This window comes from Photobacterium leiognathi, assembly GCF_030685535.1.
In the GTDB taxonomy this organism is placed as follows: Bacteria; Pseudomonadota; Gammaproteobacteria; order Enterobacterales; family Vibrionaceae; genus Photobacterium; species Photobacterium leiognathi.
In genome coordinates, this window is sequence record NZ_CP131601.1 from 1,205,938 (window position 1) to 1,220,331 (window position 14,394).

General features: G+C 41.2%; 12 protein-coding genes and 3 pseudogenes. 8 read left to right on the plus strand and 7 right to left on the minus strand.

Annotated elements, in window-relative coordinates; genetic code table 11:
* Positions 1-43: 43 nt before the first annotated feature.
* From Q7674_RS12705 to pspF, 6 genes and pseudogenes are all read right to left on the minus strand, one after another.
* Positions 44-868 carry a peptide ABC transporter ATP-binding protein gene (locus tag Q7674_RS12705; protein WP_045062997.1) on the minus strand — a complete coding sequence of 275 codons (825 nt, stop codon included), beginning with the start codon at positions 866-868 and terminating at the stop codon, positions 44-46.
* On the minus strand, positions 865-1,866 hold the full coding sequence (locus Q7674_RS12710; protein WP_305423908.1) for a peptide ABC transporter ATP-binding protein: 1,002 nt from the start codon (positions 1,864-1,866) through the stop codon (positions 865-867). Before Q7674_RS12710 ends, Q7674_RS12705 begins: the two co-directional genes overlap by 4 nt.
* A 1-nt stretch (position 1,867) precedes the next feature.
* A pseudogene (sapC, locus tag Q7674_RS12715) lies at positions 1,868-2,756 on the minus strand (putrescine export ABC transporter permease SapC).
* Positions 2,743-3,706: pseudogene (locus Q7674_RS12720) on the minus strand (ABC transporter permease). Before Q7674_RS12720 ends, sapC begins: the two co-directional pseudogenes overlap by 14 nt.
* Before the next feature lie 3 nt (positions 3,707-3,709).
* Positions 3,710-5,329 (minus strand): ABC transporter substrate-binding protein SapA, encoded by a 1,620-nt coding sequence (sapA, locus tag Q7674_RS12725; RefSeq protein ID WP_305423910.1) that lies wholly within the window; start codon positions 5,327-5,329, stop codon positions 3,710-3,712.
* Between the two features lie 137 nt (positions 5,330-5,466).
* Positions 5,467-6,498: pseudogene (gene pspF / locus Q7674_RS12730) on the minus strand (phage shock protein operon transcriptional activator).
* A gap of 209 nt (positions 6,499-6,707) precedes the next feature.
* Here pspF and pspA point away from each other — a divergent pair.
* The 7 genes from pspA (at position 6,708) to tyrR (ending at position 12,995) form a co-directional block, all read left to right on the plus strand.
* Entirely contained in the window at positions 6,708-7,373 is a 666-nt protein-coding gene (gene pspA, locus Q7674_RS12735) for a phage shock protein PspA (RefSeq protein ID WP_008986724.1), read from the plus strand.
* Between the two features lie 55 nt (positions 7,374-7,428).
* A complete protein-coding gene (pspB, locus tag Q7674_RS12740) occupies positions 7,429-7,656 on the plus strand; it encodes an envelope stress response membrane protein PspB (protein ID WP_305423912.1) in 228 nt (75 codons plus the stop codon).
* Positions 7,656-8,042, plus strand: a complete 387-nt coding sequence (gene pspC, locus Q7674_RS12745; RefSeq protein WP_045063000.1) for an envelope stress response membrane protein PspC — start codon at positions 7,656-7,658, stop codon at positions 8,040-8,042. Before pspB ends, pspC begins: the two co-directional genes overlap by 1 nt.
* 157 nt (positions 8,043-8,199) lie before the next feature.
* Positions 8,200-9,597: a YcjX family GTP-binding protein gene (locus Q7674_RS12750; RefSeq protein WP_045063001.1), complete on the plus strand. Its 1,398-nt coding sequence runs from the start codon at positions 8,200-8,202 to the stop codon at positions 9,595-9,597.
* Positions 9,594-10,619, plus strand: a complete 1,026-nt coding sequence (locus Q7674_RS12755; protein ID WP_045063002.1) for a YcjF family protein — start codon at positions 9,594-9,596, stop codon at positions 10,617-10,619. The genes Q7674_RS12750 and Q7674_RS12755 overlap by 4 nt, the downstream gene beginning before the upstream one ends.
* 84 nt (positions 10,620-10,703) lie before the next feature.
* Positions 10,704-11,204, plus strand: a complete 501-nt coding sequence (locus Q7674_RS12760; RefSeq protein ID WP_045063003.1) for a hypothetical protein — start codon at positions 10,704-10,706, stop codon at positions 11,202-11,204.
* A gap of 252 nt (positions 11,205-11,456) precedes the next feature.
* Positions 11,457-12,995 (plus strand): transcriptional regulator TyrR, encoded by a 1,539-nt coding sequence (gene tyrR / locus Q7674_RS12765; RefSeq protein WP_045063004.1) that lies wholly within the window; start codon positions 11,457-11,459, stop codon positions 12,993-12,995.
* A 76-nt stretch (positions 12,996-13,071) separates the two neighbouring features.
* Here the strand turns inward: tyrR and Q7674_RS12770 are convergent, their stop codons facing one another.
* On the minus strand, positions 13,072-13,653 hold the full coding sequence (locus Q7674_RS12770; RefSeq protein ID WP_179946517.1) for a methylated-DNA--[protein]-cysteine S-methyltransferase: 582 nt from the start codon (positions 13,651-13,653) through the stop codon (positions 13,072-13,074).
* Between the two features lie 83 nt (positions 13,654-13,736).
* Here Q7674_RS12770 and rimJ point away from each other — a divergent pair, with 83 nt between their 5' ends.
* Complete coding sequence (gene rimJ / locus Q7674_RS12775; RefSeq protein ID WP_045063005.1) at positions 13,737-14,333, plus strand: ribosomal protein S5-alanine N-acetyltransferase; 597 nt, start codon at positions 13,737-13,739, stop codon at positions 14,331-14,333.
* The last annotated feature ends 61 nt before the right edge of the window (positions 14,334-14,394 follow it).

A 14,394-nucleotide genomic window follows, 5' to 3' on the forward strand; every position in this document is an offset into this window, starting at 1 on the left:
CCGATCCTTATCTGATCTACATTGCGCAATATGCGGGCTTTTTTTAGCTGCTAATTTTTGGTGTCGTGCTGATGATTTTGGTGGTCTTCTCATTTGATAGTGAGCTAAAGTGGCTGTCTAATAACTTCTGTGTCAAAGGATGTTTTGGATCGTTAAAGACGCTAGCCGTTCGACCTTTCTCAACCACTTCGCCATCTTGCATCACCATCACTTTATCGCTGAAGTGTTTTACTACACCCATGTGTTGAGATACGTAAATATAAGACAAGCCCATTTCTTCTTGTAGTTCGAGCAGAAGGTTAATCATCTGCGAGCGCATCGACATATCAAGTCCATTGAGCGCTTCATCTGCCACAATAATACAAGGCTGAAGAATAAGAGCACGTGCTAATGATACACGCTGCTTTTGCCCTGTAGCTAGCATTTGAGGGTAGAAGTAGGCATGTTCTGGTAATAAGCCAACACGTTTTAAAGTATCCATGATTCGTTTTTCACGAGCCTGTGGCGTCATGTTGGTATTACGTTTAAGCGGACCTTCGAGGATTCGACCGATTTGAATGCGTGGATTCAATGAGGTGTTAGGATCTTGGAAGATCATGCGGATCAGCTTACAACGCGTTTGATAGTCTCCATTGGATAATGGATCGCCGTTTACACGGATCACACCACTGGTTGGCTCAACAACGCCTGATAGCATTTTGGCTAAGGTTGATTTCCCTGAACCGTTTTCACCGAGCAAGGCAATGGTTTCACCAGCTTCAAGGCTAAAAGACACTGGTTTAACTGCCTCAATCGTACGACGACGGAAGAGACTTGAACGATAGTGGTAATCTTTTTTAAGTTTTTCGACTTCCAATAACGAACTCATTTGCAGTCTTCCTCCATGTTTAGCGGGAAGTGGCAGCTAAACTTATGGTTTTTAATCTTACGACGTTTCGGTACTTCAACACATTTACGCTGTGCGTGAGGGCAACGAGGGCCTAAGCGACAGCCAATCGGCAAGTGTTGAAGAGGGGGGATTGACCTCGGCAGTGTTTGTAGTTTGGTTTTATGACTAATATTATCCAAGCTAAAATCTGGCATCGCACGCATTAACGCTTCGGTATAAGGGTGATGCGGTGATTCTAATAATTGCTTAGAGGTACCTGATTCTACCGATTGACCACAGTACATTACGGTAATGCGATCTGCCCATTGAGTTACCGTTGTTAAATCATGGCTAACCAACAAAATGGTTGTATTACCAAGCTGGTTCATGCGACTTAACAGACGGAAAATCTGTGCTTGTGTAATAGGGTCTAAATCGTTGGTTGGTTCATCTGCAATCAATAAACGAGGACGGTTCGCAATCGCCATCGCAATCATTACTTTTTGACATTCACCATCGGTTAATTCGTAGGGGTAGCTACGCATTACACGCTTATGCTCTTTTATGCCTACCTTATGAAGTAGAGCAATGGCTTGTTTTTGACGCCAATGAAAGCGTTGCCAAAAATGCCCTGTAAATGAAGACGACGGGATCGCTTCTTCTAACTGTTCACCGATTGGCTCAGATGGATCGAGACAGGTTGATGGCTCTTGGAAAATCATCGCCATTTCTCGACCAACGATTTTTCTACGCTCACGGTGAGAGAGGGTGAGTAAATCGACGTCACCTAGGCGCATACGATCAGCACTGACACGCCAGTTGTCTTTACAAACACCAGCAATGGCTTTCGCGACAAGGCTTTTACCTGAACCAGATTCGCCCACTAAACCGCGAATTTCGCTTTCGTTGATGGTTAAACTCATTCTATCGACAGCTTTTACCATGCCTTGCGGAGTATCAATTTCGATAGTGAGGTTGCGTATATCGAGTAATGGCATGTTAATCAATCCCCGCATTTAGTGCTTGTCGTAGGCCATCGCCAACAAGGTTTACCACTAAGACACTGAACATAATTGCAAGCCCTGGCAGTGTTACTGTCCAAGGTGCTAAGTAAATTAATTCGATAGAATCGCCTAACATTGCGCCCCATTCTGGTAGAGGTGTTTGTGCACCTAAACCAAGGAAACCTAATGCAGCAATATCTAAGATCGCAATAGAAATGGCACGGGTCATTTCAGTTATGATGGTGGTTAAAATGTTCGGCAGAATCGAGTTCCACAATAAGTAGAAGTTATTTGCACCGTCTAGTCGTGCGGCAATGACGTAATCTTTTACTACTTCCGCATGCACGGCGGTATAAACCGCACGAATAAAACGTGGGATCAATGCTAACCAAATCGCCAGTAAGATATGAGTTTCGCCTGGCCCCATATAAGCCACCACAATAATAGCCAGTAGCAGAGAAGGGATAGACAGAACGGTATCTAAAATATGGTTTAAGAAGCTTGATTTAAGCCCTTGACTCATACCTGCTAAAATTCCGATCAATAAGCCGATAATGCTAGAAGCAAAAGCAACCAATAAGGCATAACCGAAAGTTAACTGAGAACCGATTAACAGGCGCGATAAAATATCACGGCCTAAATCATCAGTACCAAAGAAAAAGTTAACGTGTCCTGAGTTATCCCATGATGGCGGCATCAGTAATTCGCCGACTTGTTGAATCGCAGAATAAGGAGCTAACCATTGTGCTCCGATAGTCACAATTAATAAAAATAATAAGCACCATAACCCGAACATGCTACAGAGAGTTGGCTCTGAAGTTTTGCCATGCACGTTCCCATTGAGTTGGGATAGTTTCTTCTTGGTAGACACTATTTGATGGCATACCATTCCTTCCTTACTAATGGGTTAACCATAGCACCTGCTAAATCTGATAAGATATTTGCTAATAAGATAAAGCCACCTACAGTGATCACACCAGCTTGAATGGCGACATAGTTATTATCGGCAATAGCATTAAGTAACCAGCGACCAATTCCCGGCCAGTTAAAGATTGATTCTGTTAACATTGCGAATGTCATCATTGCCGCAAACTGCATTCCTAATTTCGGGATGATAGGTGGCAATGCATTTTTCATAGCATGGCGACGTACAATTTCAAATGTAGATAAACCTTTAGTTTGCGCTACTTTAATATAGTTTTTCGTCATAACATCAGAAACAGAGGCGCGGGTTAAGCGGATCACTTCCGTTGTTGGTGCCATGGCTAATACGATCGTTGGCAGTATCAGGTGGTGCAACGCACTGATAAAAGCTTCCATACGATACGGTTTATCAGAGAGTAAAATATCAACTAGAGCAAAGCCTGTTATATGGTTGAATTGGTATAAAGAGTTATAACGGCCAGATACCAAGCAACCATCCAAGATTCAAGGAAAACAATAGAATCAATAACATGGCTAACCAAAATAAAGGAATAGAATAGCCAAGTAAGGTCACTGATGAAATGATTGTATCAATCGGCTGACCTCGACGAACCCCGGCAATGGTACCCAGTGGAATGCCTACTAACAGCGATAAGACAAAGGCAAAAAAGCAGAGCTCAAGTGTCGCAGGAAAAACGGTTAAGATCTCACTGCTAATTGGCGTACCATTAGCACTCATGCCAAGATTACCCGAAAGTAGATTCTCTAAATAAAGGATCCAGCCGCCAAGAAAGCCCTGTTGAGCCCATTGAAGTTGGGTATCTAAACGCAAAATACTAAAGCTGATTAGGGTTAGTATTAATAGCGTGATAACAAATAAATTTAAGCGACGTATCGTATAAATAAACATGCTTTACTCAATTCGATAAACACTGGAAAAAGAACGTGTGCCAAACGGATCCATTTGTAATCCACCAAGGGATTTATTATGGGCTTGGAAATGCACGCCGTGGGCAAGCGGGATCACTGGAACTTGCTGATCAATAATGTCTTGCGCTTGTTGATAGTATGCTTGACGTTGATCTTGTTTATTAGTGCGAAGTGCAATTTCAAGTAAATTATCGAAGCTTAAATCACACCAATTGGCGACATTTAATCCAGCTTTTTTCGCATTACATGATAACAATGGACGTAAGAAGTTATCTGGATCGCCATTATCAGCAATCCAACCTGCTAGTACCATGTCATATTTGGTGGTATCAGTTAGACCAACACGACCAATGGTTTCTTGATGATGTAATGCCACATTAACGCCAACCGCTTTTAAATTAGCTTGAATTAATTCAGCGGTTTTACGTGGACTCGGATTATAAGGCCTTGGCTCTAATGGAACCCACATAGTTAGCACTTGCTTGTAATCATAGCCTGCCGCATCAAGTAATTGCTTGGCTTTTGCTGGATTATAAGAAAGTGCTTTACTGTCATGGTTATATGCCCAAGACATTGGTGGTAATAGGCTTTTCGCTTCCGTTGCTGTACCGTAATAAACTGAGTTAAGTAGCGTTTTACGATTAATCGCGTAGTTAATTGCTTCACGTACTTCGAGCTTATTGAGTGGCGAACGCTCAGTATTTAACGCCAAGAACGATACATTCATTCCTGTTTGTGCTAGCAATTTGTAGTTATCGTTATTTGAAATAACTGGCAATTGACTGGCAACAGGTGAAGAGAGCACATCACATTCAGTGCTTAATAATTTCGCTAAATTACCCATACCACGTGCCGAAATATCAAATACTACTTGCTCCATTGGTGCAGCGCCTTGCCAATAGTCATTATTGCGTTTTAGGCGGATCAGATCATTGGGAATAAATTGTTCGACATAAAATGGCCCAGTACCAATAGGTTTAGAGTCAATCAGATCGACACGACCGGATTTTAGTAGTTGCTCACCATATTGCTTTGAATAAATCACCGCATAGCTTGTCGCCAAGTTAGATAAGAAAGAGTTATCAGGGCGCTTTAGGGCAAATTGAACTGTGTGATCATCTTTTGCTGTAATGGATTCAATAATGTCGGCAAAGCCTAAACTTTCAAACCAAGGGTAACGACCACCTGAAATATTGTGAAAAGGGTGGTCAGGATCAATGATACGTTCAAAGCTAAATACCACATCATCCGCATTCATTGGACGTGTTGGTGTAAACCAAGTCGTATGTTGGAACGGAACGTTATCACGCAGTTTGAATGTATACACTAAGCCATCATCACTGATAGTCCAGCTTTTCGCGAGATCAGGTAATGGTTTATGGCTGATAGGGTCGAGTAACAGCAGGCGATCGAAAATTTGTGCCGAGAGTGTTTCTGCTGTTAGTCCTCCGTCGGTTAGTTGTGGGTTCAACGTTGTCGGAGTATCTTGACCACAATACACAAAGCCTTGCTTCTTTATTGCGGTGTCATGTGACGGCTCTTTACAACCCAATAGGCCAAGTAAAGTGAAGCAAGCAATCAAAAGACGACTGTAAGCGCTCATATTTAATAGGCGTTAAATGAAATTAAGTCTTTAAATTTAACATTTTTCCCTTAGTGTCACCAAGTTATCCTGCTTTATTTAAAGGGAATTAGGTTAAAACCGTTACTTCTCTTGAATAATCAGGATAAATTGGTTGATTAATCACCGTTTACGGGGATGTCATATTTACGGATCAAGCCTCTTAACTGGTGATAACTTAAGCATAAAAGCTCAGCCGCTTTAGTTTGATTGTATTTGGCTTGCTCAAGAGCATTATTGATCAGCATGATCTCTTGATCTTGTAAGTATTGACGTAAATCTAATGGCAGTGTTGTTGTATTTACCGATAATTCATGAATTTTATTGGTCGTCGTTTTATCAATAACATTCGTATTGGCGGTTGTGGGACTAGGTTGCCATGCTGTTGCAAAAGGATCGGTATAAATCTCTTCAATTACTTGGTCTTCGATACCATTACGAAATACAGAACGTTCGACCACATTTTTTAGCTCTCGAATGTTACCTTACCATGTGTAGTCTAATAATTGCTGCTTAGCGTGATGAGAGAAACCAGCGAAATAACCAAAGCCTAACTCTCGGCACATACGAACAGCATAGTGTTCAGCAAGGGGAAGAATATCTTCTTTGCGCTCACGCAGCGGTGGAAGGTGAATAATTTCAAAGGCTAAACGGTCGAGTAAATCAGCGCGAAATTTACCTTCTTCAACCAGTTGTGGCAGGTTTTGGTTAGTGGCACAAATTAAACGTACATTGGCTTGGCAAGGTTTACTACCACCGACACGCTCATACTCTCCGTACTCAATCACACGTAACAACTTTTCTTGTACGCCCATAGGTGCGGTTGCTAATTCATCTAAGAATAAAGTGCCATTTTCTGCACGTTCAAAACGTCCTTGATGACGACCTTTAGCCCCCGTAAATGAACCGGCTTCATGACCAAACAGTTCTGAATCAATTACACCTTCGCTTAATGCGGCACAGTTAAGCGTAACCAGAGGGTGATCCCAACGTTTAGATAAATAGTGCACACGTTGTGCGATTAACTCTTTACCTGTGCCACGTTCACCCAAAATGAGGATAGGGCGATTAAGCGGCGCTAGGCGAGATGCTTGATCAAGCACACTTAAGAACGCTTCAGATTCACCGATTAAGTTTTCTGTTTTACGCATTGGTTAATCTCACTAAAAATTGGTTAAACTCACTATATCATAGTGATGGCTAAAAGTGACTTAATTTTAAGTTATTGTAATTTAAAGATATAAAAGTTGGCACACTACTTGATATATCTATGTGGTAACACAACTAAATTAAGTTAGTATCACTATATAAACCTGTAAGCGTGATCACTGTTAAATGGGTTTAATCAAGGAGTTTAATGATGGGTATTTTTTCTCGTTTTGCTGATATCGTAAATGCTAACGTGAATGCGTTACTGGATAAGGCTGAAGATCCTCAAAAACTAATTCGCCTGATCATTCAGGAGATGGAAGACACATTAGTTGAAGTTCGTACTTCTTCAGCACGTGCGCTTGCTGATAAAAAAGAGTTACACCGTCGTATTCAAGCGATTGAATCACAAATTGAAGATTGGCAAGGTAAAGCGAGCTTAGCGCTACAGAAAGGTCGTGAAGATTTAGCGCGTGCGGCACTGATTGAAAAACAAAAACTATCAGATGTAGTACTAACGCTGAACGAAGAATATAAGTTGGTTGAAGAAACCATTGAAAAATTATCATTAGAAGTGGCTGAGCTTGAGCGTAAATTACAAGAAACACGCGCACGTCAACAAGCATTAGTGACTCGCCATAAAGCAGCAGGTACACGTCGTGACGTTCGTCGTCAGCTAGATACCAGCAAAGTAGATGAAGCGATGTCGAAGTTCGAACAATATGAGCGTCGTATCGATGAAATGGAAGCGGAAGCAGATAGCTATAGCTTTGGTCGTGGTAAAAGCTTAGAGTCAGAATTTGCTGATTTACAAGCACAAGACGAAATTGAAAAAGAACTTGAGCGCCTAAAAGCGAACATCAAGGATAAAGAATAAACACAACGAAATAGCGTCGTTGTTTCATTGATTCTGCGCGAAAGGAGAATAAAAAATGTCGATGGGTTTTATTAGCGTTCCATTAGTGGTGTTCATGATTGTTGTCGCACCACTATGGTTAATCCTTCACTATCGCAGTAAACGTCAAGCTGATGAAGGGCTGTCAGGTGAGGATCAGAAAAAGTTAGAGACCTTAGTGGCACGCGCAGAAGATATGCAAGAACGTATTGTCACGTTAGAGCGTATTCTTGATGCGGAAGTGCCAAGATGGAGGCAAAAATAATGAGCAAAACCTTATACCGTGATCCTAAGAAAGGAAAACTGGGTGGTGTGTGTGCCGGGCTTGCTGAGTACTTCGGCGTAGAAATCTGGTTAATGCGTATCCTTGCGGTATCTGCTTTTCTTCTTGGACTAGGCTTTTTTGCTACCTTAGCCTACATTGCTGCTTGGTTGATTTTAGATAAAATGCCACCGCAACGAAAAGAGCAACAAGATCTGTATACCGAGCATAACGTAAAGCAAAAACCATGGCAGGCTGGGCGTTCTGCTCATCAAATTCTGCAAAGTGTCGAGTCTGAACTTGATACCGCAGAGAAAAAAGTACAGCGCATGGAAGCTTATGTAACCTCATCTGCATTTAAAGTGGATCGTGAATTTAGCAAGCTTTAACTGTTGATAGAGTAAATGGTGATAAGCAGGTACTGATAATGTTCAGACCTGCTTTTTTTTGTCAGAAAGGCGTAATATAGAGCAATCGCTTTATTAATGTTTTTTAGAATAAAGTTGTTAAACCTAAGAAAAAAAACGAAAAAAGTTAGGGTTAGTAATGAATCGAATAAGTAATGAGTTGAACAAAATTGTAAATCGTAGTTTAGATAGACATGTTCGACTTGCGGTAACGGGGTTATCTCGAGCAGGTAAAACTGCGTTTATCACATCTTTAATTAACCAATTGCTGCATGTAAGTACGAATGCACGTTTGCCTATGTTCAGTGCGGTGCGTGACGGTCATTTATTAGGGGCAAAACGTGTTCCGCAATTAGATTTGCATGTACCTAAGTTTGGTTACGATGAAGGCATGCAATCTATATTATCGACACCGCCAGCTTGGCCTGAGCCTACTCGCGATGTTAGCCAAACGCGTTTAGCACTGCGTTATAAACCACAGAAAGGAGCGTTGAAGTTATTTCAAGATACTGCCACCTTGTATCTCGATATTATTGATTATCCAGGTGAGTGGCTATTGGATTTACCACTGTTAGATTTAGATTTTCTTGCGTGGTCAAAACAGCAAAACCAAGTGTTAAAAGGTAAACGTCTTGAACTGGCAACGGATTGGTTAGCACTAACGGAAAGCTTCGATCCTTTTGCACCTGCTGATGAAAAGCAAATTGAGCAGATTTCAGCTGCATTTACGGCATACCTACATCAATGTAAAGCGGAAGGTGGGCTACATTGGGTACAACCGGGGCGTTTTGTGTTGCCAGGTGAATTGGCAGGCGCGCCTGTATTGCAGTTTTTCCCATTACTTTGGGATCAAAAATACCCTGAAAAACAACTGTTAGATGCCGATGAGAATACCAATATTGGTATGTTACGCAGTCGCTATAAGTATTATCAGCAACACGTTGTAAAAGCGTTTTATAACGATCATTTTTCTAAGTTTGATCGTCAAATAATCTTAGTCGATTGTTTGCAGCCACTAAATGCTGGGCCAGAATCATTTAACGATATGCGTCAAGCGTTAGATCAATTGATGCAAAGCTTTAAATATGGTCGAAGTTCTTTGCTACGACGCTTGTTCTCACCACGGATTGATAAAGTGTTATTTGCTGCAACGAAAGCGGATCATATAACACCAGAACAACATCCTAACTTAGTTGGACTATTACAACAGCTAGTGAACGAAGCGTGGCAAACGGCATCGTTTGAAGGCATTAATATGGACTGTGTGAGCTTGGCGTCGATTCAAGCGACAGAGCCGGGGTTTGTGACCCATCAAGGTCAGCAAGTACCTGCATTACGTGGCTCTGATATGGCTGGAAATCCACAAACATTGTTCCCTGGTGAAGTGCCAAAGCGTTTACCAAACGAGGCTTTCTGGCAGCAACATAGCTTTGATTTTATTAATTTCCGCCCATTACCACAGCAAAGTGACGAACCGTTACCGCATATCCGAATGGATAAAGCACTTGAGTATTTGCTGGGAGATAAATTGCAATGAGTGAGCAACTTAAAAGTAAAATTGTCTTTGATGAGCCATCAGCTCAAGTTGAGCAATTAAATATTGCGTCAAAATTAGAGTTTGCAGAAAAATCTGACTTTCTGCCGGATGTGACTCAAGAACCAGAAACAGAAATTGAGCAAGACTTAAAACAGGTCTTGGCAGCGAAACCTAAACGTCGTTATGGCTTTTTAAAAGCGTTAGCGGTGGCGGGTGCTGCAATGGTTGGGTGGCAAACAGTTGATCACGTAGTTACTGCGTATCAAAGTGCAGATTGGCTATCACTGGGCTGGAGCGCCATTGTTGCAGGTGTTGCGGTAACGGGTATTAGCGCTCTTGGGCGTGAATTCTTTAAGTTACGTCGTTTGAAGTTACGCCAATCTGAACGTGATGAAGCACAAATCTTGTTGGATGGAGACGGCATTGGTCATGGTAAAGCATTCTGTACCAAGCTTGCTCAGCATAGCCATATTAGCAGCGATAATCATGGTTACGATCGTTGGATTAATTCATTAGATGCAACCCATAACGATCGTGAAGTTTTAGAGCTATACGATCATTTAGTGGTAAGTCAGCAAGACAAATTGGCACGTAAGCTGGTGGCGAAATACTCCAGTGATGCGGCGGTCATGGTGGCATTAAGCCCGTTAGCGGTGGCTGATATGTTGCTAGTGGCTTGGCGTAACTTACGATTAATTGAACAAATCTCTCGTGTTTATGGGGTGGAATTAGGTTATTGGTCACGCATTAAATTGCTGAAGTTAGTATTAGCTAACATGGCATTTGCTGGTGCATCAGAGGTGATCACAGATTTAGGTATGGACATGCTATCTATGGATCTAGCGGGTCGCATGTCAACGCGTGTAGCACAAGGGGTGAGTATTGGCTTACTAACAGGGCGATTAGGACTAAAAGCGATTGGTTTAATGCGCCCATTACCTTGGTTACCGGGGGAGCAGCCTAAGTTAAGTGAGATCAGAAAAGATCTTGTCGCTCAGCTAACGCATAAAAAAGATGATTAAAAGATAGTCTTTTCAAATAATTAACATATAAGCTTATCGGTAACGGTAAGCTTATTTTTTATCTGAAGAATCATAGGGAATGAAATGAGAAAAACGACGCTGCTATTGCCATTAGTTTTTTTATTATTTGGCTGTGATGCGCAAACATCTGCAACGAAAACAATCGATGCAGCAACGGTTGAGCAATGTAGCCAAGGTGAATACGCCTATTCATTGCCTGTTGATCTGGAAAAATACACTCACGCGATGGCGCTATTTAGCCAAGAAGGGGGTGATAACCCTTATGAAACGACAAAATTTAAGCAAACTTGTCAGTCATTGCCACATATTGAAGATAAATTAGCGTATATAGCAGAGCAAAGTGCGCAAGCAACGTTACCTTACCCAGAAGCTGGCAAAGTGCTTTATTTCAAACAAGTTGATGATACGGCTTATGTTGTATTAGCTGCGCAAGAAGATGGATGGGCTGGGGTATCAGCCGCAATGGCAGCGGCTGAGCCTGTTATTACACGTAATATTCAGTTAAACAGTTCAATTCAGCATGTCACGTTTGGCTATGCACCTGGTGATGAAAAACAAAGCTAACGAAGATATTTATCAAACATAGACAGCGTTATCATCAATTGAGAATAAATGGTGGAAATTGGCTTACTCATCACCATTTAATCTCATATCTTAGATTTCTATCTTGACTATAAATAGGCTTAATAGCACACTGCGTGAATGTCACGTTAAGTTGACAACCCGAATGTTACCTCTTCTAAGTTATTATAATTTAATTGATTTTTTAAAACTTAGTTGAGTCAAGAATAGGCTACATCTAAGAAGGCGACAAGTATGAGGCTACAGGTATTTTGTGAAGATCGAGTTGGTATGACTCGCGAGCTGCTAGATATTCTGACTAGTCAGGAGATTGATCTTCGAGGGATAGAAATTGATCGTGTAGGTATTATTTACCTTAATTGTCCCGAAATTGAATTTGAGCAGTTTAGCCAATTAATGTCACAAATTAGACAGTTAGATGGCGTAACCGATGTAAGGAAGATTAGCTTCATGCCGAGTGAGCGTGAACATACAGAGCTTTCTGCACTGTTACAAACACTGCCAGATCCCTTCTTTTCTATCGATCTTAACGGCAAAATTGATTTTGCTAACCAAGCTGCTGAAAGGCTGATGACCCATCATCATAGCTCGCTTCACAATGAAAGTATCCATACATTATTGGGCTTTAATGTTCAGCGTTGGTTAGATAAAAAACACGCTGAAAAGCATACCGAAATGGTTGTGATAGCAGGGCTTGATTACCAAATGGAAGTGATGCCAGTTTACATTAATGATGAAACTGATGTCCCTGTACTTGCTAGCGCATTGATTTTGTTGAAATCCTTGTCTGAAGCGACGATGCCTATTGTGACTCGCCAACTAGACGGAGATAGTGGTTTTGAGCATTTAGTCGGTCAGTCTTCTCGTTTTAAGCATTTGGTGGCGCAAGCAAAAAAATTGGCATTGCTTGATGCACCATTGTTGATCCAAGGTGAAACAGGTACGGGTAAAGAAATGTTAGCGCGTGCTTGTCACCAACGTTCTACGCGACGTGATAAGCCATTTTTGGTTGTAAACTGTGTATCTATGCCTGATAACGCGGCTGAAACTGAGTTATTTGGCTTTGCAGGTAGTGCAACTGAGCCAAGTAAAAAAGGCATTTTTGAACAAGCTGATGGCGGTACGGTTTTCTTGTATGAAATCGGTGAGATGTCGAAGCACTTACAAATTAAGCTACTACGTTTTTTACAAGATGGTACGTTCCGTCGTGTAGGCGAAGAAGCAGAGAAGAAAGTTAACCTTCGTGTCATTTGTTCGACGCAAAAGAAACTACCCGATTTGGTTGCGGCAGGTGATTTTCGTGAAGATTTGTATTATCGCTTGAATGTATTGGCTTTAGTTGTGCCACCGTTACGTGAGCGTAGTGCCGATATTGTACCTTTAGCTGAGTTATTCCTTACTCAGTTATCACAAGAATTGCATCAAGCAAAACCGCAAATATCTGAAGAGTTAGCAGAATACCTTAAACAATATGCGTGGCCGGGCAATATTCGTCAGCTTCGTAATGTGTTATTCCGTGCTATGACGCAATTAGATAGTAGCGTTATGACCTCTGATGATGTGCAGTTACCTGAAAATGAATCGAGCAGTATTATTAGTGATGAAACGCTAGATGGTTCATTAGATGAGATCATGAAACGTTATGAATCAGGTATTTTATCTAACCTTTATCGTAGCTATCCATCTACCCGTAAGTTGGCAAAACGATTAGGGGTTTCGCATACTGCTGTTGCCAATAAATTGCGTGAATATGGTTTAACAAAACGTAACTAATCGTCGAATTAGAAAAGAAAAAAGAGATAATTTAATTATCTCTTTTTTTATGAATTCAGCATAAGTAGGGATAGCGTTAGGCTAGTTCATGCTGGTGGTCTTCAATCAAGATGGTTTTTCCAGATTCAAGCGCTAAGAGAAGGGCAACCATATCAGCACCATAGCGGTAACCACATAGGTTTTGATCGCTGTTAAGGACACGGTGACAAGGGATAATGATGGGAATAGGGTTAACGTTTTTCGCCATTCCGATAGCTTGGCTGGCAGCAGGGTTGCCAATATCAAGGGCGATTTGTTCGTAACTGGATGTTTTACCGAAAGGGATATCGGCAATGGCATGCCAAATTTGCTGTTGGAACAGCGTTCCTTGAGGAGCGAGTGGGAAAGTGAAGCGTTGGCGAGTGCCTAAGAGATATTCTTTTAGCTGTCTGATGAAGGGTTCCATAAAGCTTGGGTTATGTTGCCATGATTCATCAGGCATATAACCGGGGCTATTGACCGTTAACCTTCTCAAGCCTTGGTGATCGGCTAACAACATGATGCTGCCTAATTCAGTTTCTATACAATCGTAATACATCCATAACTCACTAAATGCGTTAGTAATTAATAACATTGCTGAGCTAAGATTAACAGATAACAGTTTGATAACATATAACAATCTGTTTATTAGTTATGCTAATCTTACGATAGCTTCAACGCTCAGAACCTCTCTTATTAACATCCTTGTGTCGAGGTAATATTTTGTTCCATTCAATTATAAACCGTTCATCAACGATTGTGCTTGATGATATAAAAATTCGACTGATTTCTAGTCAGGATGTAGCAAAAATAACTGTTTATTATCAAAAAAATAGAGCCTTTTTAAAAGCGTGGGAGCCAGTTAGAAATGAGCTGTTTTTTTCTGAGCTTGGATGGCAGAAAAGAATTGAGCAAATTGAGACATTGCATCGTCATGAAATGGCTTTTTACTTCGTGATTGAAGACAGAGAAACCAATGAAATTATTGGTGTGATCAACTATAGCAACCTAGTGAAATTTCCGTTTCATGCATGTCATGTCGGCTATTCGCTCGATCAGGATTATCAAGGGCGCGCAATCATGCGACGAGCATTGAAAGAGACTGTGAGTTGGATGTTTGAAGTAAAAGGCTTTCACCGCATTATGGCAGCCTATATGCCTCATAATGAGAAAAGTGCAAGCGTCTTATATGCCGTGGGTTTTGAAAAAGAAGGGCTCGCGAAAGATTATTTATTGATTGATGATCAGTGGCAGGATCATGTATTAACCTCATTAATAAACCGTCAATGGTCTGCGCCTGTTACTTGGTCGGCAACCTAATGTCTACTCAGCAATTATAAAAAAAGGCAACACAAGGTTGCCTTTTTTTGATCAGATAATG

What these genes read in the sequence shown, in the direction of transcription:
- Q7674_RS12705 (WP_045062997.1), bottom strand. Translation starts at nt 868, where the DNA reads ATGAGTTCGTTATTGGAAGTCGAAAAACTTAAAAAAGATTACCACTAT.
- Q7674_RS12710 (WP_305423908.1), bottom strand. Translation starts at nt 1,866, where the DNA reads ATGCCATTACTCGATATACGCAACCTCACTATCGAAATTGATACTCCG.
- sapA (WP_305423910.1), bottom strand. Translation starts at nt 5,329, where the DNA reads ATGAGCGCTTACAGTCGTCTTTTGATTGCTTGCTTCACTTTACTTGGC.
- pspA (WP_008986724.1), top strand. Translation starts at nt 6,708, where the DNA reads ATGGGTATTTTTTCTCGTTTTGCTGATATCGTAAATGCTAACGTGAAT.
- pspB (WP_305423912.1), top strand. Translation starts at nt 7,429, where the DNA reads ATGTCGATGGGTTTTATTAGCGTTCCATTAGTGGTGTTCATGATTGTT.
- pspC (WP_045063000.1), top strand. Translation starts at nt 7,656, where the DNA reads ATGAGCAAAACCTTATACCGTGATCCTAAGAAAGGAAAACTGGGTGGT.
- Q7674_RS12750 (WP_045063001.1), top strand. Translation starts at nt 8,200, where the DNA reads ATGAATCGAATAAGTAATGAGTTGAACAAAATTGTAAATCGTAGTTTA.
- Q7674_RS12755 (WP_045063002.1), top strand. Translation starts at nt 9,594, where the DNA reads ATGAGTGAGCAACTTAAAAGTAAAATTGTCTTTGATGAGCCATCAGCT.
- Q7674_RS12760 (WP_045063003.1), top strand. Translation starts at nt 10,704, where the DNA reads ATGAGAAAAACGACGCTGCTATTGCCATTAGTTTTTTTATTATTTGGC.
- tyrR (WP_045063004.1), top strand. Translation starts at nt 11,457, where the DNA reads ATGAGGCTACAGGTATTTTGTGAAGATCGAGTTGGTATGACTCGCGAG.